This window comes from Afipia massiliensis (genome assembly GCF_014203115.1).
GTDB classification, from domain to species: domain Bacteria; phylum Pseudomonadota; class Alphaproteobacteria; order Rhizobiales; family Xanthobacteraceae; genus Afipia; species Afipia massiliensis.
The window spans coordinates 1-24090 of sequence record NZ_JACHIJ010000009.1 but is presented as its reverse complement, the minus strand read 5'-3'; the positions used below and the strand labels follow the sequence as shown (position 1 = coordinate 24090).

The following is a 24090-nucleotide window of genomic DNA, read 5'->3' as shown; positions in this document are numbered from 1 at the left end:
CCGTGAATTCTTGTTGTTATTCGCTGTCCAGCGAAGCGAGCAGCCGGTCGATCAGCGTTTGCGCGACGCCCTGATAGGCCATCGGGTCGAACAGGCTTTCGAGCGTATCGGTGTCGATGTGGGTGGTGACGCGTGTGTCGTCCGCGAGAACGCTGCGCAGATGCTGCCGGGTTTCGATAGCTCTGCGGCTCGCAGCCTCGACGATGAGATGGGCTTCGCCTTTGCCGATCTTTTCCGCCAGCGCCATCGCTACAGCCTCGGCCATGACGAGACCCTGGGTCATATCGAGATTGGCGCGCATCCGCGCGGCATCGACTTCGAGGCCTTCTGCGATCTCGGCGATCGCGGAGAGTGCACCCGACGTCACGAGTTGCAGCGTCGGCAATGTCGGCCATTCGGCATGCCAGGGACCGGCGCTGCGTTCATGATCCTGAATCTGCGCAGCGAATATCGTCGCTGCAAGATTCGGCGCCATCGTCGCCGCCGCCAGTACCCTTACCGCCGCCACAGGATTGCGCTTGTGCGGCATCGTCGACGAGCCACCGCGGCCTTCGCCCGCAGGCTCGAACGCTTCCGCGACATCGGTCTGCATCATCAGCGACACGTCGCGGGCGATTTTGCCGCAGGTGCCTGTGAGAATGGCCAGGGCTGACGCCACATCCGCGATTCGGTCGCGATGCGTGTGCCACGGCGCATCCGGCAGCGGCAGCGACAGTTCCTGGGCAAGCTGTTCGGCAACCTTGAGACCTTTGTCGCCGAGAGCGGCAAGCGTTCCCGCGGCGCCGCCGAACTGCAGGGCCAGCGTTTCGCTGCGCAATCGCTTCAGCCGCCCGCGCGAACGATGCAGCGCAGCCGCATATTCCGCCAGCTTTAGTCCGAATGGCATCGGCAGGGCATGCTGCAACCAAGTGCGCGCGACCACCGCCGTTTCGCGATGCTGGAGGGCCATCCGGGCAAACCCCGTGATTGCACGATCGAGATCGACAATCAGCGCGTTGATCGCCGCGCGCAGGCCCAGCATCGTCGCAGTGTCGATCACGTCCTGGCTGGTTGCGCCCCAATGCACATAGCGCGCGGCGGAAGGATCCGCGTCGGCGACCTTCGCGGTCAGCATTTTCACCAGCGGAATGGCGAGATTTCCAGCGTGAACCGCAGCCTCGGCAAGCGCGACGCGGTCAAACGATTCGGCATGGCAGGCTTTCGCGATGCTGACGACGGCGCTGGCTGGAATGATGCCGACGGCTGCTTCAGCGCGTGCAAGGGCATGCTCAAAGTCCAGCATATGCTGCAGATACACTTCATCGTCGCACACAGTGCGCATGGCGGCGCTCGACAGCAAAGGTGCGAGCAGGGGAGGCAGTGATGAACTCATGATGCGCGGACCCTACCCAAGGCTCCGACGCCTGCCAATAGCGCGATACCCTCGCCGAAAGCACTGCAACACGGCAGGGGTTGCTGTTCGATGTTTTTGCAACGCTCCTTCCCGTACGGTACCCTTTCTTTTGCGGACGCTGTATCCTAATTGAGACCGGCAGGGTCGCGGGATGCGGCTATCGAATGAAGGAGGCTTGCACATGGCAATGACGATGACGGGTGAGGTGCAGCTTCCTGCTTCTCGTGAAGTGGTCTGGGAAAAACTGAACGATCCGGCTGTTCTGAAAGCCTGCATTCCAGGCTGCGAGGAATTGGAGCGGGCCGGGGACAACCAGTTTCAGGCCGTCGCCAAGATGAAGGTCGGGCCGGTGTCTGCGCGCTTCAAGGGCAAGGTCACCCTGAGCGATTTCGATCCACCGAACAGCTACAAGATCTCCGGCGAAGGCGAGGGCGGCGTCGCCGGATTTGCCAAGGGCGGGGCCACGGTAGCGCTGGCGGAAAAGGATGGCGGCACGCTGCTGAGCTATAATGTCGAGGCCCAGATCGGCGGCAAGCTGGCGCAGCTCGGTCAGCGGTTGATCAACGGCGCGGCCAAGAAGCTGGCCGATGAATTCTTCGCGAAGTTCGCAGACGCGGTGAAAGCGGGCTGAGCCCGTTTCGGCATATCAGGTCCTCGCACAAATCAAGCCTTCTTGTCCGAAAGCGCGGTGCGGTGAGGTTGCTCATTGCCGCAATGGCCCATATTATGAATTTGGAACCATTTTAAACGCGTTTTGCGCCGCGCCATGCGGCGCTGCGAAACTTGTGTCCAAAGCCTTCTGTCTAAGCCTTGGGCGCCAAGCCGAAAACAAGAGAGTGTTGATGGCCAAGATTTCACTGATCGTGAACGGCAATCCTGTGACGGGTAAGGTCGATTCGCGCACGCTGCTCGTCCAATTCTTGCGCGAGCAGCTTCGTCTGACCGGGACTCACGTCGGCTGCGATACCTCGCAGTGCGGAGCCTGCGTCGTTCATCTCGACGGCAAGGCGGTGAAGTCCTGCACCACGTTGGCAGTGATGGCGGACGGTCATAATGTGACAACCATCGAGGGCCTTGCTGCCGACGGCGCGCCGCTGCATCCGATGCAGGAGGCGTTCCGCGAACATCATGGTCTGCAGTGCGGCTTCTGTACGCCCGGCATGATCATGACTGCTGTCGATCTCGTGCACCGCAAGGGGCATGACCTCAGCGATCACGTCATCCGCGAAGAGCTTGAAGGAAATCTGTGCCGCTGCACCGGTTACCAGAACATTGTGCTGTCGATCGCGGCCGGCGCCAAGGCGATGGCCAAATCCGATCTCGCGTAATCGACGATTTTCCCGAAGGACAGCTCATGTACGACTTTAAGTATCATCGTCCGGGGACTGTGCGGCAGGCCGCCAATCTTCTCGTCAAGAATGAAGACGCCAAGCTGATCGCCGGCGGCCACACGCTGGTGCCTGTGATGAAGCAGCGGCTCGCCAGTCCGCCGCATCTGGTCGATCTCAGCCACATCGAAGGCCTCAACGGCATCGAGATGAAGGGGCGTAATCTGATGATCGGTGCGACCGCGACCCATGCTGAAGTCGCGAACTCCAGCATTGTCGGCGAGGCCATTCCCGCGCTTGCGGAGCTTGCCGGTCTGATCGGCGATCCGGCCGTTCGCCACAAGGGCACCATTGGCGGTTCGCTCGCCAACAATGACCCGACCGCGGATTATCCGGCTGCGGTCACGGCGCTTGGCGCGACTATCGTCACCAACAAGCGCCGGCTGAAGCCGGAGGAATTCTTCCAGGGCCTGTTCACCACCGCGCTTGAGCCGGACGAGATCATTACACGCGTGATGTTTCCGCTGCCGAAGAAGGCCGCGTACCAGAAATTCCGCAATCAGGCTTCGCGCTATGCGCTCGTTGGTGTGTTCGTCGCACGGCGTCCGTCCGATGTTCGTGTTGCGGTAACCGGCGCGGGCGGGGACGGCGTGTTCCGTGCGACGGAATTCGAGGAGGCGCTGAAGAAGCGATTCTCGCCGAAATCGCTCGACGGGCTGACGGTATCCGCCGACGGTCTCAACAGCGACATTCACGGCAGCGCCGAATATCGCGCGCATCTCATCGGCGTACTCGCGCGCCGTGCTGTGGAAGCCGCGACCGCCAAGGCCTGAGTTTGGAGTCGGTGTGAGCATGAGCAAAATTCCCGCATCGGTCGATGCAACGCTCGATCTGCTCACCAGCCGCGGCTATCTCGCGGAGCGTTCGCTCGCGACGGTGGTCTATCTGTCGCTCAAGATGGGCCGGCCGCTGTTCCTCGAAGGCGAGGCGGGCGTCGGCAAGACCGAGATCGCCAAGGTTCTGAGCGCAGCGCTCGGGCGCAAGCTGATCCGTCTGCAATGCTATGAAGGTCTCGACGTCGCATCCGCGGTGTATGAGTGGAACAGTGCGGCGCAGATGATTGCCATTCGTCTGGCCGAGGCCAGCGGCGAAACCGACCGCGAGCAGTTGTCCGCAGACGTCTTTGCGGAAAAGTATCTGATCAAACGTCCTCTGCTTCAGGCCCTGGAGCCGGATGTCGCCGGGCCGCCGGTGCTGCTGATTGACGAACTCGACCGCGCGGATGAAGCCTTCGAGGCCTACCTTTTGGAAATTCTCAGCGACTTTCAGGTGACGATCCCGGAGTTCGGCACGGTGAAAGCGCCGCAGGCGCCCATCGTGATCGTGACTTCGAACCGCACCCGCGAAATCCACGACGCGCTCAAGCGCCGCTGCCTTTATCACTGGGTCGACTATCCCAACGCTGAGCGCGAACTCGCCATCGTCAAGTCGCGCGTGCCGAACATCGGCGCGAAGCTGTCGCAACAGGTGGTCGGCTTCGTGCAGGCGTTGCGCGAGCAGGATCTGTTCAAGGTGCCGGGTGTGGCCGAGACCATCGACTGGGCGACCGCGTTGACCGAACTCGACGCACGCTCGCTGACGCCGCAGGTGGTTGGCGATACGCTTGGCGCGCTGCTGAAGTATCAGGACGACATCGGACGCATGCAGGGGCCTGCGCTCGACAAGGTGATCAAGGAAGCCGTCAACGATCCGGCAGCGTGAACGCAATCCGGAAATCGTCATGATGAGTGACAGGATGCCGAATGACATCGAGACCCCAGCGGCCGGATTGATCGCGGACAATGTCGTCGGCTTTGCGCGCGCGCTGCGCGTCGCCGGTCTGCCGATCGGGCCGGGTGCGGTGATCGATGCGCTGAAGGCGATGCGGCTGATCGACATCGGCAACCGCGCCGATCTGTTCACGACGCTCGAATCGATCTTCGTCAAACGTCACGAGCACGCACTGATATTCGCGCAGGCGTTCGATCTGTTCTTTCGCCGCGCCGAAGGCACGGAAAGCATGCTCGACTCGGTCCCGCTGCCGCCCGAAGCGCAGAAGCCTCCGCCTCCGGCCTCGCGGCGGGTTCAGGAAGCCTTCGCCCACAGCCGCAATATTGAGGGCCCGGAGATCGAGGAGAAGGACGTTCAGCTCTCGGTCTCCGACCGCGAGGTCTTGCAGCGCAAGGACTTTGCGCAGATGAGCGCTGCAGAGATCGCGGAGGTCACCCGCGCCATCGCACAGATGAAATTGCCGCAGGCCGAATTGCGCACACGGCGCTTCAAGCCGGATGCAAGAGGCCAGCGGCTTGATCTGCGGCGCACGTTACGCGGGAGCCTCCGCACCGGCGGTGAGATCGTGAAACTCCAGCGGCTCGGCCGCATCGACAAGCCCGCGCCGATCGTGGCGTTGCTCGATATTTCCGGCTCGATGACCGACTACACCCGGCTATTCCTGCAGTTCCTCCATGCGATCACCGATGCGCGCAAGCGCGTCTCGGTGTTCCTGTTCGGCACCCGGCTGACCAATGTCACGCGGGCCTTGCGCGCACGCGATCCGGACGAGGCGCTGGCGGCCTGCTCAAGCAGCGTCGAGGACTGGGCGGGCGGGACACGGATCGCGACCTCGCTGCACAACTTCAACAACCTGTGGGGCCGCCGCGTGCTGGGGCAGGGAGCCACGGTGCTCCTGATCTCGGACGGGCTGGAGCGCGAGGCGGACTCCCGGCTGGAGTTCGAGATGGACCGGCTGCATCGCTCCTGCCGCCGCCTGATCTGGCTCAACCCGCTGCTGCGTTTCGAGGGCTTCGAGGCCAAGGCGCAGGGCATCAAAATGATGCTGCCGCATGTTGATGAATTCCGTCCCGTGCATAACTTGAAGTCCATGGAAGGGCTGATCGCCGCGCTGACCTCCGACCAGCCGCCCCGGCGCATCGACTCCCGCTCCGCAGCCTGAGGACACACACCATGCTCAACCGTGATGAGGACATCCTGAAAGCCGCCGAGACCTGGACGAAGTCCGGACACGGTGTCGCTCTCGCCACCGTGGTCGAGACCTGGGGCTCGGCGCCGCGCCCGGCGGGATCGTGCCTTGTCATCAGCGATGACGGGACGTTTCTCGGCTCCGTGTCTGGCGGGTGCGTCGAGGGCGCGGTGGTCACCGAGGCGCTCGATGTGATCGCCAGTGGCAAGCCGAAGATGCTGGAATTCGGTGTGGCCGATGAAACCGCCTGGAACGTCGGGCTGTCATGCGGCGGCACCATTCGCGTGTTTGTCGAGAAGGTGGGCAACTCTTGAAACAGAATACGCTGGCCGAACTGAACGCCGAGCGCGCCGCGCGCCGGGCGGTGGTCGTTGTGACCGATGTTGTCACTGGTGATCAGCGATTGATCAAGGCCGCGGACGCCGCGTCCGATCCGCTGCATGAAGAGCTCGACAGGCACTTGCGTATGGGCAAGAGCGGCATGATCGAGAGCGACGGCAAGAAGTTGTTTCTCAATGTCTATGCCCCGACCGCGCGCCTGGTCATCATCGGCGCGGTCCACATCAGTCAGGCGCTGGCGCCGCTGGCGCAATCACTGGATTACGATGTGTATGTGGTGGATCCGCGCACGGCCTTCGCGTCACCGGAGCGTTTTCCGGATGTGCCGCTGTTCGCCGACTGGCCCGATGTCGCGTTGCCGCCGCTTAACATTGACCGCTACACGGCGTTTGTCGCGCTGACTCACGATCCCAAGATCGACGATCCGGCATTGCTGCATGCGCTCGAGCGAGATTGCTTCTACATCGGCGCGCTCGGCTCACGGAAGACCCATGCCAAGCGCGTGGATCGGCTGAAAGAGCACGGCGCGAGCGACGCCGCGCTGGCGCGCATCCACGCGCCCATCGGTCTCAACATCGGCGCGGTGTCGCCGTCGGAGATCGCGGTGGCCATCATGGCAGAGATCACCGCGCGGTTGCGGCTTCCCGCCGATGCGCCACTCAAGACGAAGTCAGCGGCATGAAGTTCGGTCCTGTTACGCCTGAAGACGGGCTTGGCGGCGTCACCGTTCACGCAATTCGTCAGGGATCGCTCGTTCTCAAGAAAGGCACTGTGATAGGTGCGCCGGAAATCGCTGCGCTGATGCAGGCGGGCGTGAAGGAAATTGTTGTCGCGCGCCTCGATAAGGACGATGTGTCCGAGGACGAGGCGGCCGCGAGCATCGCCGCGGCGGTCGCGGGCGAGGGCGTCAACGTCGAGCGCGCCTTTACCGGCCGCGCCAACCTGTTCGCGGCGGAAGCCGGCGTGCTGGTGGTGGACCGCGACGCCGTCGACCGCATCAACCGGGTGGATGAAGCGATCACCTTCGCAACGCTCTCGGCGTTCAAGCCGGTGGTTGCCGGTGAAATGATCGCCACCGTCAAGATCATTCCGTTCGGCGTGGAGGCAAAGCTGCGCGACGCTGCGGTCGTTGCCGCCAGCGCGGGGCGGATGCGGGTCGCGCCGTTCACGATCAAGCGCGTCGGTATCGTCTCGACCATGCTGCCGGGGCTGGCCCCTAAGGTGATCGAAAAGACGTTGCGCGTGACCGAAGAGCGTCTTGCACCGACAGGCGCCCGCATTATCGGCGAACGTCGCGTTCCGCATGATGAGAGTGCGCTTGCGCCGGCCATCGACGAACTGCTCGGACTTGGCGCCGAACTGGTGCTGGTGTTCGGTGCGTCCGCGATTGCCGATCGGCGCGACGTGATCCCCGCCGCGATCGAACTGATCGGCGGCGCGGTTGAGCACTTCGGCATGCCGGTCGATCCCGGCAATCTCATGCTGATTGGCAAGGTCAAGAATGCACCGGTGCTCGGCGCTCCGGGCTGTGCCCGCTCGCCGAAGGAAAACGGTTTCGACTGGATACTGATGCGCCTGCTGGCAGGGATTCCGGTCACCCGCGCGGATGTCACCGGCATGGGCGTCGGCGGCTTGCTGATGGAAATCGTGACGCGGCCGCAGCCGCGCGTGCCGATTGAAGCCGACGGCAATCGCAAGGTCGCTGCGGTCATTCTCGCTGCCGGCCGCTCCACCCGGATGGGTGGGCCAAACAAGCTTCTGGCCGAACTGAACGGCAAGAAGCTGGTGCGGATCGTCGCCGAGCAGGCGCTGGCCTCGAAGGCTTCGCCGGTGATCGTCGTCACTGGCCACCAAAGCCTCGAGATCGAGGCCGCGCTGAAGGGACTGAAAGTCGAGTTCGCCCGCAATCCGGATTTTGCCGAAGGCCTCGCAACGTCTGTGAAAGCGGGCATCGGCGCGGTCCCTGAAACCGCTGATGGCGCGATGGTCTGTCTTGGCGACATGCCGCTGATCGATGCGAAACTGATCGACCGGCTGGTCGATGCTTTCGCGCCCGATCGCGGCTCGCTGATCGTGGTGCCGGTGGCCGGTAGACGGCGCGGTAATCCGGTGTTGTGGTCGCGGAGATTTTTCCCAGAATTGATGACGCTTGATGGCGACATCGGCGCGCGCCACCTGATCGCGCAGCACGCGGAAGCGGTGGCCGAGGTCGAAGTCGAAGGTAAAAGCGCATTCCTCGACATCGACACGCCGGAAATGCTGGCCGACGCGCGGCGCGGGTAGAGATCAGCCGACGCCCTTTCCGTTTCGTTCACCAAGTTGAAACGCCCTCCTGCGTAGAGTGACTCCGTTAGGCCTCGGGGGAGGGGATTTTGTTCGACCGTACCGTCGCGCATGTTCGCGCGCTTTTTATTGTTGCTTTGGTTTCAGCTTTTGCCGCCCATCTCGCCGTTACACCGGCTTCCGCAGCCGGCGCGCTGGCGATTGGCAAGTGCGGCGCTTATGGCCAGGCATTCGACTATCCGGCCGAGCAGGCTGCACGCGCGGCTGCTCTCAAGCAATGCAAGGGCGATTGCACTGCCGTGACCATGAAACGTGCGTGTGCCGCGCTGTCTCTCGACATGACCAAGCCTTGCGGCCCTCACGGCTATGCCGTCGCACCGCGCATTTCGAGCGCGCTCAATGAAGCGATGAAGAAGTGCTACGCCTTCGGCGGCAAGGAATGCGTCATCCGCGCCTGGGCCTGCGACGCCAAGGGCTGACCGTCCGGTACTGCTATGGGCATCGTGGCGGTGAAGTCACCTCGGGGTATTTCTAAATAATCTCAAGAAATCAGTGTCTTAAGGTGAGTCAATTTTTGTCATTGAATATGACTGACCAGTCAGTCATATTCAATGTATGGCAAAACTCCCGTTGATCGACACCCGTCCCGTCAAAGACAAGCCCGCGCGCAGTACCAAAGCGCGTGCGCCTGCCGACCGTGCCGCGCACCCGCGTCCATCGAAGCGCGCCGTCGGCGCGACGGAGCGCCGCGCGGCGATTGTCGCCGCGGGTCTCGATGAGTTCACGGCGAAAGGCTTTGCCGCGACCCGCCTCGATGACGTGGCCAAACGCGCTGGCGTCGCCAAGGGTACGATCTATCTGCACTTCAAGGACAAGGAAGCGCTGTTTCAGGAACTGGTGCGCACCGCGCTCGGCCCGCTGATCGTGCGGATCGCAAATCCTCCAATCGGCGTGGGAGGGGGATCGGCACGCGCCGCGATGGAAGCGTTGGCCGAGACGTTCGCCCGCGAAGTCATTGGTACAAAACGCGCCGACATTGTGCGGATGATTATTTCCGAAGGCACGCGCTTTCCGCAGCTTGCCGAATTCTATTACCGCGAGGTGGTGGCGCACGGCATCGCCGGAATGCGCAAGCTGATCGAATACGGCATCGCGCGCGGCGAAATCCGCAATCTGGGATTGGCGAACTTTCCGCAGCTTCTGGTCGGACCGATGATTGTTACCGTGATCTGGCAAGGCCTGTTCGGCAAGCACGCGCCGCTCGATGTCGCCGCGATGCTGCGGGTTCATCTCGATCTGATTTTTGATGAAGGGAGAGCGGCATGATTGCGTCGCGAAGTGTTGCGCGGACAGTCGCGCTGTTGCTCGTCGCTGGATCGCTCGCCGGATGCTGGGATTCCAAAAATCCCGGCTATCAGGGATGGATCGAGGCCGACATGATTTTCGTAAGTCCGGATGAGCAGGGGCGCGTCGTCAAGCTCAACGTCCGCGAGGGCGATCATGTCGAGCCCGGCGCGCCGCTTTATGCGGTGGATGATGATCTCCAGCAGGCCGATCTGAACCAGAGCAATGCGACGCTCGCCAACGCGAAGCAGGCCTATGACCGTGCGGCAGCCCTGAGCAAGACCGGCTCCGGCACGCAGGCAAATTTCGATTCGGCGCTGGCGAATCTTCGTGTCGCCGAAGCGCGCGTGAACACATCGCAGACCAAACTGGAACGCAGGCGGATGAAGGCCCCCATCGCCGGCACCATTCAGCAGATCTACTTCCGCGAAGGCGAAACCGTTGCGGCGCAGCGTCCTGTGATTTCGATCCTGCCGCCCGGCAACATGAAGATGCGCTTTTTCGTGCCGGAGCCTGAATTGCCAAAGATCAAGGTCGGCGACGAGGTGCGGGTGACGTGCGACGGCTGTCCCATCGGTCTGACCGCGAAAGTCTACTTCATCGCCACCACGGCGGAGTACACGCCGCCGGTGATCTACAGCCTCGATGAACGATCGAAGCTGGTCTATCTGATCCAGGCGCGGCCGAACAAGCCGGACAGCCTGCGTGTCGGCCAGCCGGTCAGCATCTTCACCAATGGCAAGACGCCGTGAGCCGCGACATCGCACAGTCAGACATCGCGATCGAGGTCAACGGCCTGTCGAAGTCGTTCAATGGCCGCGAGGTGGTGCATGACCTGTCGATGCAGGTGAAGCGTGGCTCGATCTACGGATTCCTCGGACCCAACGGCTCCGGCAAGACCACGACCATTCGCATGCTGTGCGGCCTGCTGACGCCGGACAGCGGCGAGGGGACGTGCCTTGGCTACGATATCCGGCGTGAGGCTGACAAGATCAAGCGGCATGTGGGCTACATGACCCAGCGCTTCAGTCTGTATCAGGATCTCTCGGTGCGCGAGAACCTGGAATTCGTCGCGCGGCTTTACGGCGTTTCCGATCCGCGCGGGGCCGCGCGCGAAATGATCAAGCGCATCGGGTTGTCGGGGCGTGAGGAGCAGCTTGCCGGTGAACTGTCCGGCGGCTGGAAGCAACGGCTCGCGCTAGGCGCCTGCACGTTGCCGAGTCCGCAACTGCTGTTGCTTGACGAGCCGACTGCGGGCGTCGATCCGAAGGCGCGGCGTGAGTTCTGGAACGAGATCCATGCACTCGCCGCGGAGGGGCTGACCGTGCTCGTTTCGACCCACTACATGGACGAAGCGGAGCGCTGTCATGAGATCGCGTATATCGCCTACGGCAATCTGCTGGTGCACGGCACCGTCGAGGAGGTCATCGCCAACTCGGCGTTGACGACCTACACCGTGACGGGCGAGGGCTTGAACAAGCTCACAGCCGATCTGACCGATAGGCCCGGCATCGATATGGTCGCGCCGTTCGGCACCAGCCTGCATGTTTCCGGGCGCGACGCTGCCGCGCTCGAAGACGCGGTCGCGCCGTACAAATCCAGCGGCGACACTCTATGGCAGAAGTCCGAACCGTCGCTTGAAGATGTCTTCATCGAACTGATGGGCCGCGCGAAGGATAACTTCCAGTGAGCGCAACCGAAACAAACAATGGCGGCGCACGCGGCTTCTGGCAGCGCACCTATGCCATGTTGGTGAAGGAGTTCCTTCAGCTGCGTCGCGACCGCGTTTCGTTCGCGATGATCGTGATGCTGCCGATCATGCAACTCCTGCTGTTCGGCTATGCCATCAACACCACGCCGCGCTATCTGCCGACGGCTGTCCTGTTGCAGGAGGATAGCGATCTCGGACGCTCGATCCTCAAGGCGCTTCAGAATACCGCGTATTTCCGCTTTACCCGCGAGGTTCATACCGTTGCCGAATTCGACAGCCTGCTGGAATCCGGCAAGGTGTTGTTCGGCGTCGAAATCCCGCGCGGCTTCGAGCGCGGGGTGCGCCGCGGCGACAAGCCGGCGCTGTTGGTGGCGGCGGATGCGACCGATCCGGTGGCATCGGGCTCGGCGCTCGGTGCGTTGGGGCAAGTGGTGCAATCGGCGCTCAAGCACGATCTGCAGGTGGGCGATCCACCGGAGATGCCGTTCGAGATCCGCGCCCATGCCCGCTACAATCCGGCGGCGGAATCGCGGCTCAACATCGTGCCGGGGCTGGTCGGCACGATCCTGACCATGACCATGCTGATCTTCACCGCGCTGTCCGTCACCCGCGAGATCGAGCGCGGCACGATGGAAAATCTGCTCGCCATGCCGATCACCCCGGTGGAGGTGATGCTCGGCAAGATCATTCCCTACGTGCTGGTCGGCTTTCTGCAAGCGACGATCATCATCGGTATCGGCTATTTCCTGTTTCAGGTGCCGATCCTCGGCAGCCTGACCATGCTGGCGGTACTGTCGACTCTGTTTATCGCGGCCAATCTGTCGATCGGTTACACGTTCTCGACCATCGCGCAGAATCAGCTTCAGGCCATGCAGATGTCGATGATGTTCTTTCTGCCGAACATTCTTCTGTCCGGCTTCATGTTCCCGTTTGCGGGCATGCCGGTGTGGGCGCAGTGGATCGGCGAAGCGCTGCCACTCACCCACTATATCCGCATAGTGCGCGCGATCATGCTCAAAGGTGCGTCGCTGGAGAATCTCCAATACGATGCGATTGCGCTGTGCGTGCTGGTGTTGGTTGCCATGACCATCGCAGTGACGCGATTCAGGCGAACGCTGGATTGAGGGCGACCTGCAATTCGTTGTCCTGTGCGCGGAATGGCAGATACTGTGAGGCGAGGCATGCGTTGGCTGAAGATTTGGGGAGGGAAGGCCGATAGTGCGGAGGTTTCGGATGATTTCCAGCGTGTGCTGACGCGGGAGATCCTGAAGACCGAGCTGGTGCGTATCAAGGCGCTGATCGTGACGACATCCGTCCTCACCTTGGTGCTCTGGACCTTCTATTTTCTCGCACCCGAGCAGTTGAACGAGCTATGGCACGGAAAATTCAAGCCGGCCTATCTCTATATTACTCTGGTGCCGTTTATCCTGTTCGAGTTGGTTGTCCATGCCATGGTCAATCGGCAGCTGAAGCTCGATCGCGATCTGCCGATTTTCCGACGATACCTCAGCGCCTTTATCGAGACGAGCACGCCAACGATCGCATTGGCGCTTCACATCGACAATATGGGATCGGTTCAGGCGCTTGGTTACATCGTGCCGTTGAGCTACTTCATATTCATTATTCTCTCGACACTTCGGCTCGATTTCTGGCTATCCACCTTCACCGGGTTCGTGGCCGCCGTCCAGTTGCTGGGTATGGCGCTGTTCTATCATCCGGATGCAGCGCCCGATGTGGATTATCATGTCATACGGAGTCTGATCGTCTTCATATGCGGCGTGCTTGCAGGCGCTGTCGGCGTCCTGTTGCGGCGTCAATTCGAGAAAAGCATCGTCGCAGCGACCGCGCGCGACCGGGTGACCAACCTGTTCGGTCAACACGTTTCGCCGCAGGTTGTCGAGCGGTTGCTGGCCGAGGGAACGAGCACGACGAGTGACATCCGCCGCGTCGCGGTCATGTTCGTGGATTTTCGCAGCTTCACAGCGGCGGCGCGATCGCGCAGCCCGCAGGAGGTTGTCGATCGGCTGGACGAAGCGTTCGCTGTGCTGGTGGAGATTGTCGATCGCCACGGCGGCATTGTGAACAAGTTCATGGGCGATGGGTTTCTTGCGCTGTTCGGAGCCCCCTTCGAGGCGTCGGATGCCACGCAACATGCGGTCGCTGCCGGGCGCGAAATGCTTGTGGCCATGACACGCAACAACGAAGCCAGCAGTTGGCCGCTTCGCATCGGGATCGGGGTTCACTTCGGCGATGTGGTTGCCGGCAATGTCGGCTCAACGCGGCGCAAGGAATATACCGTCATCGGCGACACCGTGAACTTTGCGTCGCGGCTTGAGTCCCTCAACAAGGAGTTCAATTCGCAACTGCTAATCTCGGCGGTCGTCCGCGATACTCTTGGCGAAGCATGCGCCGACGCCGTGTCGCTCGGCGAGGTCGCGGTCAAAGGTTACGAACAGCCGATGGCGGTCTGGCGCCTCGGCTGACCGTTTCACGCCGTTGCGGCTTTCGGACCGGTCCGGAGCAGCATCATCACCGCCGCTGCGATCAGGCAGAGGATGCCTGCCACGAAGAACGCCGGCAGATAGCTTTCGTACAGCGTTCGCGTCAGACCGGCGCCGAATGCGGCGGTTGCCGACCCGAGCTGATGGCCGACGAAAATCCAGCCGAACACCATCGCTGCGCGCTCCGGTCCGAAATGCTTGGCCGTTAGTTTGACGGTGGGCGGGACGGTAGCGATCCAGTCCAGACCGTAGAATACTGCGAACAACGACAATCCGTAGAACGAGAAATCAGTAAACGGCAGGAACACCAGCGAAAGGCCGCGCAGACCATAGTACCAGAACAGCAGCCAGCGATTGTTGTAACGGTCAGACAGCCAACCGGAGGCGATGGTTCCGACAAAGTCGAAGATGCCCATGGCGGCGAGCAGGCTTGCGGACATAGTCGTGGAGATTCCGAAGTCTGCACACATCGGAATGAAATGGGTCTGGACCAGCCCATTGGTGCTCGCGCCGCAGACGAAGAAGGTGCCGAACAGAATCCAGAACACACGGGTCTTCGATGCATCTCGCAAGGCCGTAAAAGCCGCCGAGACGATCGACGTCGCCGGGGGCGCCGCGGGAACGGGGGCGGTACCGTCATCGCCGACCGGCCGCAGCCCGAGGTCCGACGGCCTGTCGCTCATGAACAGCAGTACTGCCACGGCAGCGATGGCGAGCATCACGCACATGGTGCCCATGGCGGCGCGCCATCCGAACGCTTCGGTCAGGTAAGCCATGACGGGAAGAAAGATGAGCTGGCCGGTGGCGACGCTGGCAGCCAGAATTCCGACGACCAGCCCTCGATGCGCGACGAACCAGCGCGTCGCGACCGTTGCGCCGAGTACCATCGCCGTCATGCCGGTGCCGAATCCGACGACGAAGCCCCACAGCGCGATCAGATGCCACGCCTGCGTCATGGCCAGCGATGCCAGCAGACCAACCGTGATGATCGTCAGCGCCGACATCACGACGTTGCGCAGCCCAAAGCGCACCATCAGCGCGGCGGCGAAAGGGGCCATCAGCCCGAACAGCAGCAGGCGAATCGACAGTGCCGACGAAATCTGCGTGGTGCTCCAGCCGAATTCTTTTTCCAGCGGCAGGATGAAGACGCCCGGTGCACCGACGGAAGCCGAACTGACAAGCGCGGTGAAGAACGTCACGGCCACCATGACCCAGCCGTAGTGAATGTCTCGATCGGCGAGGCGCGCAGAAACCCATGCGGAAATCATTGTGTATCCTAGCGAAGTCGGGAGCAGGCTTTTATGGCATGATGTGAATCATGCCATTCAACCTTTTGTGTATTAGACTTTAGAGACTGCCGGAGTCTGGCTTGCTATCGACGCGTGAGCAGACTGATGCGCCCATAGAGTCCGGAGCGATGGCTGTTGTCCTCAACATAACCTGCGCCGAGCGACCATTCAAACGCTGCAAACTTCAGCGAAGTCATATGAGCGCCGATCCGGTACTGGCGATAGACTTCGTCCCCCGATGTCTCGATCTCCGGACCGACCCAGAAGCGGTCCATGACGCGCCAGCCCGCAGCTCCACGGATGCCGAAGCTGTTGCCGATGGTCGAACCCGAAATTGACGACGCAAGCATGAGTGTCTGGGTCGGCTCCCACCACAGATCAGCCGCGACACGCAGGCCTACATGATTGCCGCGCAGGCTGTTGCCGGGGTCGTCCGGCGACAGGCGGTGGTTCTGAAGGTCGAGCCCGGCGAAGAACTTGATTTCGAAGTCGCCGCGCTTGATCCGCCAGCCGGGAAGGATCGACGCGAGCAGGCCGGCGCCGCGGATGCTGGCGCTGCCGGCGAGATAACGATAGGTGCCTTCGGCCAGTAGCAGCTTGAGTGTGAAACCGTCCTCGTTCAGGCCGCTTGGCGCCCATTGAGCGCCGCCATAGACCGAGCCACCGCTGCGCCAGAGATCGAAGCCGCTGAAATAGAGAAACTTTTCGGGATATGCGCCGCCGCTCAGTTGGCTCGACGAGGGCAAGGGATCGGTCAGGGGATCGGCAACAGTTGGAGAGCCTCCGCAAAACAGAGCGGCGGCGGTGACGCAAAACGCGTACACCCATCCAACGCAACGCATGGAGCCCCGAGCCCCGGCTACTGAAATGCTTACGTAAAAATACGCAGAAATTAGAGCCCTGAAGCGGAGGTTCGTCTAGCGAACGGGTCGGGAACGCGAAGCGAACAGGTCCAGAAGATTCGCGGGCCCTGTGGATAACTCAGATCTGCGGGGCGGCCAGGTCTTCGATCTTCACGCCTTCACGATCCTCGATGATCTCGGCGATGAATTTGCGGTGGCAGACGTTGTGATCGCGCTCATAGCACAGGATGCAGACCGGTCCTGCCTTCGTCACAAGCGCCGCCAGTTCATCCATTTCCCCACGGGCTTGCGGCGTTTTCAGGTGAGCTTGATAGATTTTCGCAAGCGCCTTCATGTCGCCGCTGCGCGCAGCCAGGCGGCCATCCTTCGGTGTGCCAAGGCCCCGAAGATGGATGTAGGAGATGCCCCGCGCGTCGAGGCCGGCCGCGAGCTGGGATTTGGAAAAGCCCGGCCGGCGCGACGATGCGACGGCACGCACGTCGACCAGCAGTTTCACACCGGCACGCTGAAGTTCGTCGAGCACGGCCTTCGCGGGCGTTTGTTCGTAGCCGATGGTGAAAAGCTTCTTGGCCTTGGCCATGCTGTCTCCTGGGCCTGGTTGGCTCGCGAACTCAATTATCGGCTCACTGGACCCGTTCGATCAATTCCATCGCCCCGGCGGGGGCCCGGATCTTTCCTTCGTGAATCACATAGGCGAACACGTCGCGCGGTTCTTTCTTCGCAGGCGTCTTGTCGGCGCGGGCGAGGTCGGTGGGTTCGCCGCCCTGTGCCCACAGCGTCAGCCGTTTCGCCCATTCATCCAGCACCTTGGGCGGATAGGCGGTCTTGACGGTATCCTGGCCGGTCTGAAGCCGGACGTAAACGAAATCGGAGGTTATGTCGGAGATCGCCGGATACTTCGCATGATCGGCGTAGACCACCGCGACGTTATACTTGCGCAGCAGCGCGATGAATGACGGCGTGCAGAAACTGTCGTTGCGCACTTCCACCACATGGCGCAGAGCGACGCCGTCGAACTTGCGCGGCAGCAGTTCGAGAAAGGCGCCGAAGTCGGCTTCGTCGAATTTCTTGGTTGGCGCGAATTGCCACAGCACCGGCCCGAGCCGATCGCCCATCTCCGTGACGCCGGAATCGTAGAAGCGCTTGATGGAATCGCCAGCCTCCGCCAGCACGCGGCGGTTGGTGGCGAACCGCGGTCCCTTGACCGAGAACACGAAGCCGTCCGGGACTTCGCTGGCCCACTTGCGGAAGCTTTCGGGCTTCTGCGACCCGTAATAGGTGCCGTTGATCTCGATCGAGGTCAGCTTGGAGGCGGCGTAGGAGAGTTCTTTCGCCTGGGTCAGTTTTTCCGGATAGAACACGCCCCGCCACGGCGCGAAGGTCCAGCCGCCGATCCCGATGTGGATTTGACCTGATTTTTTTGCCATTTCTCGCTTCCCTTGAGGCCCCCTTGCGGAACGCCGGTTGCGTACCTATCTAGTTTCTATCGGCGATGTTGCAGCCACGCTCCGTCGCCGGGACGACCACGAGAAGATACCATGAGAGATTGAGCGCGCCGGATGTACGCGCGGCCTTGATTCTCTCACCGGTTTCCCTCCGTGGTCGTTGGCATTTTGGCCCCATCACAACCTGCCGCCACCCGGTTTCCCGGTATTGTCGCATCGAAATCGCGCCCCGGCAGGGCGTCTTGGCATCGTCCTGCACCCCGGATATACGCTGGGTCCATGACTGAGGCCATCTCACCTGGGGCGGCACCTGCGCGTCAACTATGCGTCGTGGTGCCAACTTTCAAAGAGCGCGACAACGTCCCCAAGCTTTTCGCAAAGCTGGACGCCGCGCTTGCCGGCATCGCGTGGGAAGTCATCTTCGTTGACGACAACTCCCCAGACGGGACGTGGGAAGTTGCCCGCCAGTTGGCGCAGACCGATCCCCGGGTGCGGTGTATCCGCCGTATCGGCCGGCGCGGGCTGTCCGGAGCCTGCATCGAGGGCATCCTGGCCTCGAGCGCACCCTATGTCGCCGTCATGGACGCCGACCTTCAGCACGACGAAACCCAACTGCCGAAGATGCTCGCGCTGCTGCAATCGGGCGAAGCCGAACTCGCCGTCGGCAGTCGCTATATCAGCGGCGGCGATACCGGAAGTTTCGGTAGCGCGCGCCTCGGCGGCAGCGTGTTTGCGACCAATATCGCGAAGAAGCTGCTGCATATCGAGATCGCCGATCCGATGAGCGGCTTCTTCATGCTTCGCCGCGACCGCTTCGAACAGCTTGCGCCATCGCTCTCGGTGCAGGGCTTCAAGATCCTGCTGGATATCGTGGCGACCGCGGGCGGAAAACTTCGCGTCGTCGAGGTGCCGTATTCCTTCGGGGCGCGGCTGCACGGCGAGAGCAAACTGGATTCGATGGTCGTGTTGGATTTCCTTGGCCTCGTCCTTGCCAAGCTGACTGGTGATCTGGTGTCGCTGCGCTTCCTGCTGTTCGCGCTGGTTGGTGGGATCGGCCTCGGCGTGCACCTCGTCACGCTTTATACCGCGCTCGGACTTAGTGTTCCTTTCGCCGAGGCGCAGGGCCTCGCTGCGTTCGTCGCGATGACCGGAAACTTCCTGCTCAACAACCGGCTGACCTATCGGGACCAGCGCCTGAAGGGCTTCGCTCTTATTCGTGGCCTGCTGCTGTTCTATCTGGTCTGCAGCGTCGGTCTGCTCGCCAATGTCGGCGTCGCGGCGACTGTCTTCGATCAAGAACCGATCTGGTGGCTGGCGGGCGCAGCCGGCGCGCTGATGGGCGTGGTCTGGAATTACGGCGTCTCCAGTCTCTTTGTCTGGCGCGCAAAATGACTTCCTCCGAGACGAGGCTGGTACGTGTGACCGCTGTCACCGTGGCCGCGCTTGTGGTGCTTCGTCTAATCGCCGCAGCCGTCACGCCGCTGACCTTCGACGAAGCCTATTACTGGACGTGGGCCAAGCATCTCGCGGGCGGCTATTACGATCATCCGCCGATGGTTGCGGTGGTGATCCGTCTCGGCATCATGATTGCGGGTGACACCGAGTTAGGTGTGCGGCTGATCTCGATCCTGCTCGCGCTGCCAATGAGCTGGGCGGTCTATCGCGCCGCCAGGATCCTGTTTGACGATGCCTGGATTGCGGCGGCGGCGACGATCTTTCTCAACGCAACGCTAATGGCTTCGGTCGGCACCACCATCGTGACGCCGGATGCGCCGCTGATGGTGGCCGCGAGCTTCGTCCTCTATTTCCTTGCCAAGATCTGGCAGACCGGCCGCGGCGCCTGGTGGCTCGCGGTCGGCGCGGCGGTGGGGGCGGGACTGCTGTCGAAATACACCGCATTGTTCTTCGGCGCGCAGATACTGCTGTGGCTCGTGCTGGTCAAGGATCAGCGCCGCTGGCTGGCGTCGCCGTGGCCTTATCTCGGCGGCATCGTCGCATTCGTGGTCTTCTCGCCGGTGATCCTCTGGAATGCCGATCACCAATGGGTGTCGTTCATCAAGCAACTCGGCCGCGCGCGTGTCGAGGGCATGACGCTCAAGTATCTCGGCGAGATGATCCCGACGCAGTTCGCCTTCGCAACCCCATCGGTGTTCATTCTCGGGGTCTTCGGCCTTTATGCGCTGGCGCGGGCGAAGGCTGCGCATGTGGGAGGCGCTACACTCATCAATATCAGCGTTTGGATAATCTTCCTTTATTTCGTCTGGCATGCGCTGCACGCCCGCGTCGAGGCCAACTGGCTCGGGCCGGTCTATCCTGCATTTGCCATCGCGGCCGCATATGCCGCGTGGGGCACGACGTGGAATCCGCGTGAGCAGCGCACGATGAACTGGTCGCGCCGCCTTGCTTTGCCGATCGGCGTCGCGCTGTTCGTCGCGCTGATCGTTCAAACCAACACCGGACTGTTCACGGGCTTTCGGCGTGATGCCACGGTACGCAGCGTCGGCGTGGGCTGGCCGGCACTCGCCGACGAAATCGAGGCGATCCGTCTCAAGCAAAACGCAAACTGCGTGCTTGCAGCGGATTACGGCACTATCTCGTGGCTGATGTTCTATCTGCCGAAAGGAACGTGTGTTGCCCAGTTTCAGCAGCGCTATCGCTGGACATTCATGAACGAGCCGGACGCGAATCTGCTCAAAGGCAAAGCGCTCCTGATCGGCCCGGCGGGCGCAAGTTTTGCGTATCGTGCCCGATATGCGCGCGTTGAAAACCTCGCGGAACTGACCCGCAAACGCAGCGGGGTCGCGATCGAGACCTACGCGGTCGATCTGCTGGACGGCGCGAAGGGCGAGGTGCTGGACCGCGCCCTGCCGCCTGAGCTTGGCGGGCCCCGATAGGCTTGATGGGGAACCCGGCTGCCCGCCTGCCTTACATCTGCCCGCACTTAATCCGCATTTAACTAAATGCCGCCTTAATGCCGCTCCGCACCTTTGCGAGATGTTGCGTGGGGAACTCCAAGCTCCGCACGGCAACTGACGCTGGCCCGCTTTCGCATGCGCCGTTCGCGCATGAACCGCCGAATGCAGCCGGCAGGACAAGGTGGGATTGTTCTGGATGCAAGGCGTATGAGTACCAGTTCTGTTGCGCGTACCGGCTACACGGCCAACCATGACGGACGTTCCTCGCGGACTTCCAGCCCTCTGAATATCGTCGGCGGCGCAGCGATTGCGTTCGTGACGCTGGCGTGCGGCTGGACGCTCTACAGCAATGTGTTCGGCAGCAACCCGTTCGGCGCTTACGTTGATGCGCCTGTCCCTGAGCGCCGCGTCGTGTTTACCGCCGCGGCTCCCGGCCTCGACCAGCAGGCGTTCGCCGATCGCTTCACCGCGCTGACCGTTGCCGACGCCGAGCCGCCAGCACTCACCGTCGAGCAGAAGAACTACGCCGCATTGCTCGACGTGACCCATTCGCTTGGCGCTCCGCCGGTCATGTTCAAGCCGACCGTTGTTGCGGCTCCCGATAATCAGAAGCCCGCGCCATCGCGGGCCGAAATCGCCAGCGCGCCTGACGTAGCACTTGCGCCGCCGCCTGCGCGCGTAGCCAGCGTGCCGCTTCCATCGGCGCGACCGACCGACTTCAAATTCCCGCAGAGCCGCGTCAAGCCCGGTCACTCCGAGATGGTGGAGCGGGCCAAGAACGCCGCGCTCGCCGCGATGGCAAGCAAGACCCCGAGCCTGTTTGACAAGCTGTTCGGCAAGACGCCCGCGCCGGGGCCTGTGCTCGCCTATGCCGGCTCCGATGGCGGCGTGATGAGCGACGGCACATCGGCCACGCCCGGCGGATCGAGCGAAGACGACAAGCTGACCGCGATCTACGACATCACCGCGCGCACCGTCTACATGCCGAACGGCACCAAGCTGGAAGCGCATTCCGGCCTCGGCAGCAAGATGGACGATCCGCGTTACGTCCACGTCCGCATGCACGGCGCGACGCCGCCGCATATCTACACGCTGAAGCCGCGCGAGGCGCTGTTTCACGGCGTGGCGGCGCTGCGGCTGACGCCGGTGGGCGGCGAGGGCGCGATCCACGGCCGCACCGGCCTGTTGACGCACAGCTACCTGCTGGGACCGAACGGCGACTCGAACGGCTGCGTGTCGTTCAAGGACTACAACGCATTCCTGAAGGCCTACCAGAACGGCGAAGTGAGGCGCCTGGTCGTCGTCGCAAGCCTGAACTAACGCGTCACCTCCGTTCATCGCGACAGCGCGGGTTCGGCTGCTGCGCTGTCCCGCGCCGAGACCGCAGGCGCAGTGCTCATCCCGGCCAGCCATCGCATCGGCCGCCACGGCCGGATCAGCCAGTGATACACAGCAAGCGACACGGCGATGGTCGCGAGCCAGACCACAGCGACCTTGCCCCATACCGGCAGCGGCAGATTCATTACCTCGAGGCCGATCAGCAGCAGTGCTGCGTGGTGGATGATGTAGACCGGCAGCGTCGCCTCGGTCAGGTAGGTCAACGCCGCAGTCGCTGAGGGCTTGTACCGCGTGGCGAAGCCCAACGCAGTGCAGACCGCGAACCACGCTGTCACTCCGACGAACACACGCCCCGCAGTTGAGACGCCGAAATACGCCACGCCTATGAACGCCAGCGCCATCAGCACCGCGAAGCGCGGCGCCTGCGCGCGCATCTGCACTTCGATGCCCGGCCACGCCGCGATCGCCGCGCCGAACGCCATGTACATCGCGAAGTAGATGAAGTTGGCCCAGTCGGCGATCAGGTTCGGCAGATAAGGCCAGTAGGCGTGAGACGCCGTGACATACAGGCCGAGCGGCAGCGCGGGCAGATACAGCACCACGGCGTTCAGCTTTGCGCTGTTCGGCGCGCGCCGGGCCAGCCACAACAGCAGCGGCAGGAGCATCAGCGAAATCAAAAACAGGTAGGCCAGAAACCAGAGGTGCGACCAGGTCAGCAGGTTCAGGATGCCGAGATTGCGCGGGAAGAAATCGAAAAAGCCGAGCGGCACGTCGGGCTCGACGTCGAGCATCGCCTGCAGCGTGCGCGCCTTGCGCAGGCCGTGCAGGCCGAGATCGCGGCCATGCATCATTTCGACGTACTTGATGATCGTGCCCGAGGTCCAGATCCCGACGGCGAGCGGAACCAGCAGCCGCAGCGCGCGCTCCCTCATGAATTGCAGCGGGCTGCGCCGGCGCAGCGAGGTCACCGCCGCATAGCCCGCGATGGCGAAGAACGTCACCATGGCGGTGACGCGCAGAAATTCGGCTGCGATGCTGGCGAACGGCGAGGGCTGCGCGCTCTTGATGTGATAGTAGGGGTCCGCCGAGAAGATCATGAAGGCGTGCAGCAGGATCACCGCCGCACACAGCACGATACGCAGGGCATCAAGATCGGTCCGGCGCGTCATGCTCAAAAGTTCCCAAAAAATCCGCTGAATACAAATGGGTGAAATGCCGTGCATCTTATGCGGCGGGCTCCAGACGGGGCAAGACGCGCGCGTGATCCCTCTCCGGTCGTCCCCGCGAAAGCGGGGACCCATAACCACCGCCTGTGGTGATGATGAAGGAAAGAGTTGGCCCGCTATCGTGGTGGCATCGACGGCCGGGGAGTATGGGTCCCCGCTTTCGCGGGGACGACATCACATGTGTGATGCGCATTGTGCTTCATCTCCTCGTTTTTATGCAGATGTGCGTTATCGCCCCTGTTGTTATGACGGCGCGGGGGCGCCCGGTATTCTTATACGCATCCGCCCCCCAATGAGGGCGCGCGGAACGCCGGATGCGCAAGCGCATCCGTAGCCTCGTGTGCAAAGGTAGAAAGCACACGAGTTAGTCGCCACGGTCGCGCCGGAGTCATCCGGCGTTCCGCACGCGGTGGTGCTCCGGCTTGCTTCGTGCTCTCCCCGGCAACGCCCTCGGGCTGACGCCGTCGTCTCCGCGGTACTTTTCTCCTCCGGTTGGAGGTGAAAAGAGCAGGCCGGATTTCGCAGGACCACACGACTTGGGCCGGCGCGGAGTTACGCGTTCATGCCAAGCGTTACCGCTTCGCAGTCCCGCGCACAGCGTGGTCCGTCTTGCGTCCGCTTCGGATGACTCACACGCCCTTTGTACAAGGAACGCGCCCGGCCATCCTCGCTCGCGCCTGACGCTGCCGCGCCACCGCATCCCGCCCCGCGTATCGTGACGATCGCGAAACGCCCCTCATGACGGGGCGGGATGAATAGGAATATAAACCTATTCTCGTGAATGTCAAGGTCACCAAGGGTCGGATCAAATCCTTTATAAAAGTTGCCTTGTGCAGAAAATGCGCGCAAAATGGCATTTAAACGGGATAAAAGTACAAATGCTAATAGAGTTCAGCGTAACGAATTATGCAAGCTATCGAAATCGCCAAACGCTTTCGATGACAGTTCCCAAAAAAATGGTGTCTGAAACCGACTTGGTTACAGGGTTTAGCCAAGTACCGTTGACCTGCACCCCTGAAACGCCCTCGATTTTGAGTTAGGATTTCTGTTCTCCAGCCAGGAGACAGACGATGCGTAAGAGCAGGTTTACCGAAGA

Annotated in this window: 23 protein-coding genes; 17 read left to right on the top strand and 6 right to left on the bottom strand. The window is 62.2% G+C overall.

Annotation, left to right across the window (positions count from 1 at the left end; translation table 11 throughout):
* Window positions 1-16 precede the first annotated feature (16 nt).
* Window positions 17-1372, bottom strand: a complete 1356-nt coding sequence (locus HNQ36_RS23815) for a 3-carboxy-cis,cis-muconate cycloisomerase (protein ID WP_184089874.1) — start codon at window positions 1370-1372, stop codon at window positions 17-19.
* Window positions 1373-1574: 202 nt separating this feature from the next.
* Between HNQ36_RS23815 and HNQ36_RS23810 the strand changes: the two genes are divergently transcribed.
* The 14 genes from HNQ36_RS23810 (at window position 1575) to HNQ36_RS23745 (ending at window position 13900) form a co-directional block, all read left to right on the top strand.
* The gene (locus tag HNQ36_RS23810) at window positions 1575-2024 is read left to right on the top strand and encodes an SRPBCC family protein (RefSeq protein WP_184089871.1); all 450 of its coding nucleotides are present in this window, start codon (window positions 1575-1577) and stop codon (window positions 2022-2024) included.
* Between the two features lie 211 nt (window positions 2025-2235).
* The gene (locus HNQ36_RS23805) at window positions 2236-2721 is read left to right on the top strand and encodes a (2Fe-2S)-binding protein (RefSeq protein WP_184089868.1); all 486 of its coding nucleotides are present in this window, start codon (window positions 2236-2238) and stop codon (window positions 2719-2721) included.
* 26 nt (window positions 2722-2747) lie between these two features.
* Window positions 2748-3554: an FAD binding domain-containing protein gene (locus HNQ36_RS23800; RefSeq protein WP_184089865.1), complete on the top strand. Its 807-nt coding sequence runs from the start codon at window positions 2748-2750 to the stop codon at window positions 3552-3554.
* 19 nt (window positions 3555-3573) lie between these two features.
* On the top strand, window positions 3574-4482 hold the full coding sequence (locus HNQ36_RS23795; RefSeq protein WP_184089862.1) for an AAA family ATPase: 909 nt from the start codon (window positions 3574-3576) through the stop codon (window positions 4480-4482).
* A gap of 34 nt (window positions 4483-4516) precedes the next feature.
* Complete coding sequence (locus tag HNQ36_RS23790) at window positions 4517-5713, top strand: vWA domain-containing protein (RefSeq protein ID WP_184090053.1); 1197 nt, start codon at window positions 4517-4519, stop codon at window positions 5711-5713.
* Between the two features lie 11 nt (window positions 5714-5724).
* Window positions 5725-6054, top strand: a complete 330-nt coding sequence (locus HNQ36_RS23785) for an XdhC family protein (RefSeq protein ID WP_184089859.1) — start codon at window positions 5725-5727, stop codon at window positions 6052-6054.
* Window positions 6051-6761, top strand: a complete 711-nt coding sequence (locus HNQ36_RS23780) for an XdhC family protein (RefSeq protein ID WP_184089856.1) — start codon at window positions 6051-6053, stop codon at window positions 6759-6761. The genes HNQ36_RS23785 and HNQ36_RS23780 overlap by 4 nt, the downstream gene beginning before the upstream one ends.
* Window positions 6758-8362 (top strand): NTP transferase domain-containing protein, encoded by a 1605-nt coding sequence (locus HNQ36_RS23775; protein WP_184089852.1) that lies wholly within the window; start codon window positions 6758-6760, stop codon window positions 8360-8362. The genes HNQ36_RS23780 and HNQ36_RS23775 overlap by 4 nt, the downstream gene beginning before the upstream one ends.
* Before the next feature lie 89 nt (window positions 8363-8451).
* Window positions 8452-8841 (top strand): DUF4189 domain-containing protein, encoded by a 390-nt coding sequence (locus HNQ36_RS23770; protein ID WP_184089849.1) that lies wholly within the window; start codon window positions 8452-8454, stop codon window positions 8839-8841.
* Window positions 8842-8977: 136 nt separating this feature from the next.
* Window positions 8978-9688: a TetR/AcrR family transcriptional regulator gene (locus HNQ36_RS23765; protein ID WP_184089846.1), complete on the top strand. Its 711-nt coding sequence runs from the start codon at window positions 8978-8980 to the stop codon at window positions 9686-9688.
* A complete protein-coding gene (locus HNQ36_RS23760) occupies window positions 9685-10458 on the top strand; it encodes an HlyD family secretion protein (protein WP_184089842.1) in 774 nt (257 codons plus the stop codon). The genes HNQ36_RS23765 and HNQ36_RS23760 overlap by 4 nt, the downstream gene beginning before the upstream one ends.
* Window positions 10455-11396: an ATP-binding cassette domain-containing protein gene (locus HNQ36_RS23755; RefSeq protein ID WP_184089839.1), complete on the top strand. Its 942-nt coding sequence runs from the start codon at window positions 10455-10457 to the stop codon at window positions 11394-11396. Before HNQ36_RS23760 ends, HNQ36_RS23755 begins: the two co-directional genes overlap by 4 nt.
* Window positions 11393-12541: an ABC transporter permease gene (locus HNQ36_RS23750; protein ID WP_184089836.1), complete on the top strand. Its 1149-nt coding sequence runs from the start codon at window positions 11393-11395 to the stop codon at window positions 12539-12541. The genes HNQ36_RS23755 and HNQ36_RS23750 overlap by 4 nt, the downstream gene beginning before the upstream one ends.
* A gap of 57 nt (window positions 12542-12598) precedes the next feature.
* On the top strand, window positions 12599-13900 hold the full coding sequence (locus HNQ36_RS23745) for an adenylate/guanylate cyclase domain-containing protein (protein WP_184089833.1): 1302 nt from the start codon (window positions 12599-12601) through the stop codon (window positions 13898-13900).
* 5 nt (window positions 13901-13905) lie between these two features.
* Here HNQ36_RS23745 and HNQ36_RS23740 read toward each other — a convergent pair whose 3' ends face one another.
* The 4 genes from HNQ36_RS23740 to HNQ36_RS23725 all read right to left on the bottom strand — a co-directional run bounded on the left by HNQ36_RS23740 (window position 13906) and on the right by HNQ36_RS23725 (window position 17497).
* Complete coding sequence (locus HNQ36_RS23740) at window positions 13906-15186, bottom strand: MFS transporter (protein ID WP_184089830.1); 1281 nt, start codon at window positions 15184-15186, stop codon at window positions 13906-13908.
* 104 nt (window positions 15187-15290) lie between these two features.
* Window positions 15291-16049 (bottom strand): cellulose biosynthesis protein BcsS, encoded by a 759-nt coding sequence (gene bcsS, locus HNQ36_RS23735; protein ID WP_184089827.1) that lies wholly within the window; start codon window positions 16047-16049, stop codon window positions 15291-15293.
* A gap of 139 nt (window positions 16050-16188) precedes the next feature.
* On the bottom strand, window positions 16189-16650 hold the full coding sequence (locus HNQ36_RS23730; protein ID WP_184089824.1) for a DUF488 domain-containing protein: 462 nt from the start codon (window positions 16648-16650) through the stop codon (window positions 16189-16191).
* A gap of 43 nt (window positions 16651-16693) precedes the next feature.
* Window positions 16694-17497, bottom strand: coding sequence for a DUF72 domain-containing protein (locus HNQ36_RS23725; RefSeq protein WP_184089821.1), 804 nt, complete (start codon window positions 17495-17497; stop codon window positions 16694-16696).
* Between the two features lie 297 nt (window positions 17498-17794).
* Here HNQ36_RS23725 and HNQ36_RS23720 point away from each other — a divergent pair, with 297 nt between their 5' ends.
* The 3 genes from HNQ36_RS23720 (at window position 17795) to HNQ36_RS23710 (ending at window position 21750) form a co-directional block, all read left to right on the top strand.
* Window positions 17795-18907 carry a glycosyltransferase gene (locus HNQ36_RS23720; RefSeq protein WP_184089818.1) on the top strand — a complete coding sequence of 371 codons (1113 nt, stop codon included), beginning with the start codon at window positions 17795-17797 and terminating at the stop codon, window positions 18905-18907.
* Entirely contained in the window at window positions 18904-20409 is a 1506-nt protein-coding gene (locus HNQ36_RS23715; RefSeq protein ID WP_184089815.1) for a glycosyltransferase family 39 protein, read from the top strand. The genes HNQ36_RS23720 and HNQ36_RS23715 overlap by 4 nt, the downstream gene beginning before the upstream one ends.
* A gap of 228 nt (window positions 20410-20637) precedes the next feature.
* Window positions 20638-21750, top strand: a complete 1113-nt coding sequence (locus tag HNQ36_RS23710; RefSeq protein WP_184089812.1) for a DUF2778 domain-containing protein — start codon at window positions 20638-20640, stop codon at window positions 21748-21750.
* Window positions 21751-21764: 14 nt separating this feature from the next.
* Here the strand turns inward: HNQ36_RS23710 and HNQ36_RS23705 are convergent, their stop codons facing one another.
* On the bottom strand, window positions 21765-22937 hold the full coding sequence (locus HNQ36_RS23705) for an acyltransferase family protein (RefSeq protein WP_184089809.1): 1173 nt from the start codon (window positions 22935-22937) through the stop codon (window positions 21765-21767).
* Window positions 22938-24090: the final 1153 nt, after the last annotated feature.

What these genes read in the sequence shown, in the direction of transcription:
- HNQ36_RS23815 (WP_184089874.1), bottom strand. Translation starts at nt 1,372, where the DNA reads ATGAGTTCATCACTGCCTCCCCTGCTCGCACCTTTGCTGTCGAGCGCC.
- HNQ36_RS23810 (WP_184089871.1), top strand. Translation starts at nt 1,575, where the DNA reads ATGGCAATGACGATGACGGGTGAGGTGCAGCTTCCTGCTTCTCGTGAA.
- HNQ36_RS23805 (WP_184089868.1), top strand. Translation starts at nt 2,236, where the DNA reads ATGGCCAAGATTTCACTGATCGTGAACGGCAATCCTGTGACGGGTAAG.
- HNQ36_RS23800 (WP_184089865.1), top strand. Translation starts at nt 2,748, where the DNA reads ATGTACGACTTTAAGTATCATCGTCCGGGGACTGTGCGGCAGGCCGCC.
- HNQ36_RS23795 (WP_184089862.1), top strand. Translation starts at nt 3,574, where the DNA reads ATGAGCAAAATTCCCGCATCGGTCGATGCAACGCTCGATCTGCTCACC.
- HNQ36_RS23790 (WP_184090053.1), top strand. Translation starts at nt 4,517, where the DNA reads ATGCCGAATGACATCGAGACCCCAGCGGCCGGATTGATCGCGGACAAT.
- HNQ36_RS23785 (WP_184089859.1), top strand. Translation starts at nt 5,725, where the DNA reads ATGCTCAACCGTGATGAGGACATCCTGAAAGCCGCCGAGACCTGGACG.
- HNQ36_RS23775 (WP_184089852.1), top strand. Translation starts at nt 6,758, where the DNA reads ATGAAGTTCGGTCCTGTTACGCCTGAAGACGGGCTTGGCGGCGTCACC.
- HNQ36_RS23765 (WP_184089846.1), top strand. Translation starts at nt 8,978, where the DNA reads ATGGCAAAACTCCCGTTGATCGACACCCGTCCCGTCAAAGACAAGCCC.
- HNQ36_RS23760 (WP_184089842.1), top strand. Translation starts at nt 9,685, where the DNA reads ATGATTGCGTCGCGAAGTGTTGCGCGGACAGTCGCGCTGTTGCTCGTC.
- HNQ36_RS23745 (WP_184089833.1), top strand. Translation starts at nt 12,599, where the DNA reads ATGCGTTGGCTGAAGATTTGGGGAGGGAAGGCCGATAGTGCGGAGGTT.
- HNQ36_RS23740 (WP_184089830.1), bottom strand. Translation starts at nt 15,186, where the DNA reads ATGATTTCCGCATGGGTTTCTGCGCGCCTCGCCGATCGAGACATTCAC.
- bcsS (WP_184089827.1), bottom strand. Translation starts at nt 16,049, where the DNA reads ATGCGTTGCGTTGGATGGGTGTACGCGTTTTGCGTCACCGCCGCCGCT.
- HNQ36_RS23730 (WP_184089824.1), bottom strand. Translation starts at nt 16,650, where the DNA reads ATGGCCAAGGCCAAGAAGCTTTTCACCATCGGCTACGAACAAACGCCC.
- HNQ36_RS23725 (WP_184089821.1), bottom strand. Translation starts at nt 17,497, where the DNA reads ATGGCAAAAAAATCAGGTCAAATCCACATCGGGATCGGCGGCTGGACC.
- HNQ36_RS23720 (WP_184089818.1), top strand. Translation starts at nt 17,795, where the DNA reads ATGACTGAGGCCATCTCACCTGGGGCGGCACCTGCGCGTCAACTATGC.
- HNQ36_RS23715 (WP_184089815.1), top strand. Translation starts at nt 18,904, where the DNA reads ATGACTTCCTCCGAGACGAGGCTGGTACGTGTGACCGCTGTCACCGTG.
- HNQ36_RS23710 (WP_184089812.1), top strand. Translation starts at nt 20,638, where the DNA reads ATGAGTACCAGTTCTGTTGCGCGTACCGGCTACACGGCCAACCATGAC.
- HNQ36_RS23705 (WP_184089809.1), bottom strand. Translation starts at nt 22,937, where the DNA reads ATGACGCGCCGGACCGATCTTGATGCCCTGCGTATCGTGCTGTGTGCG.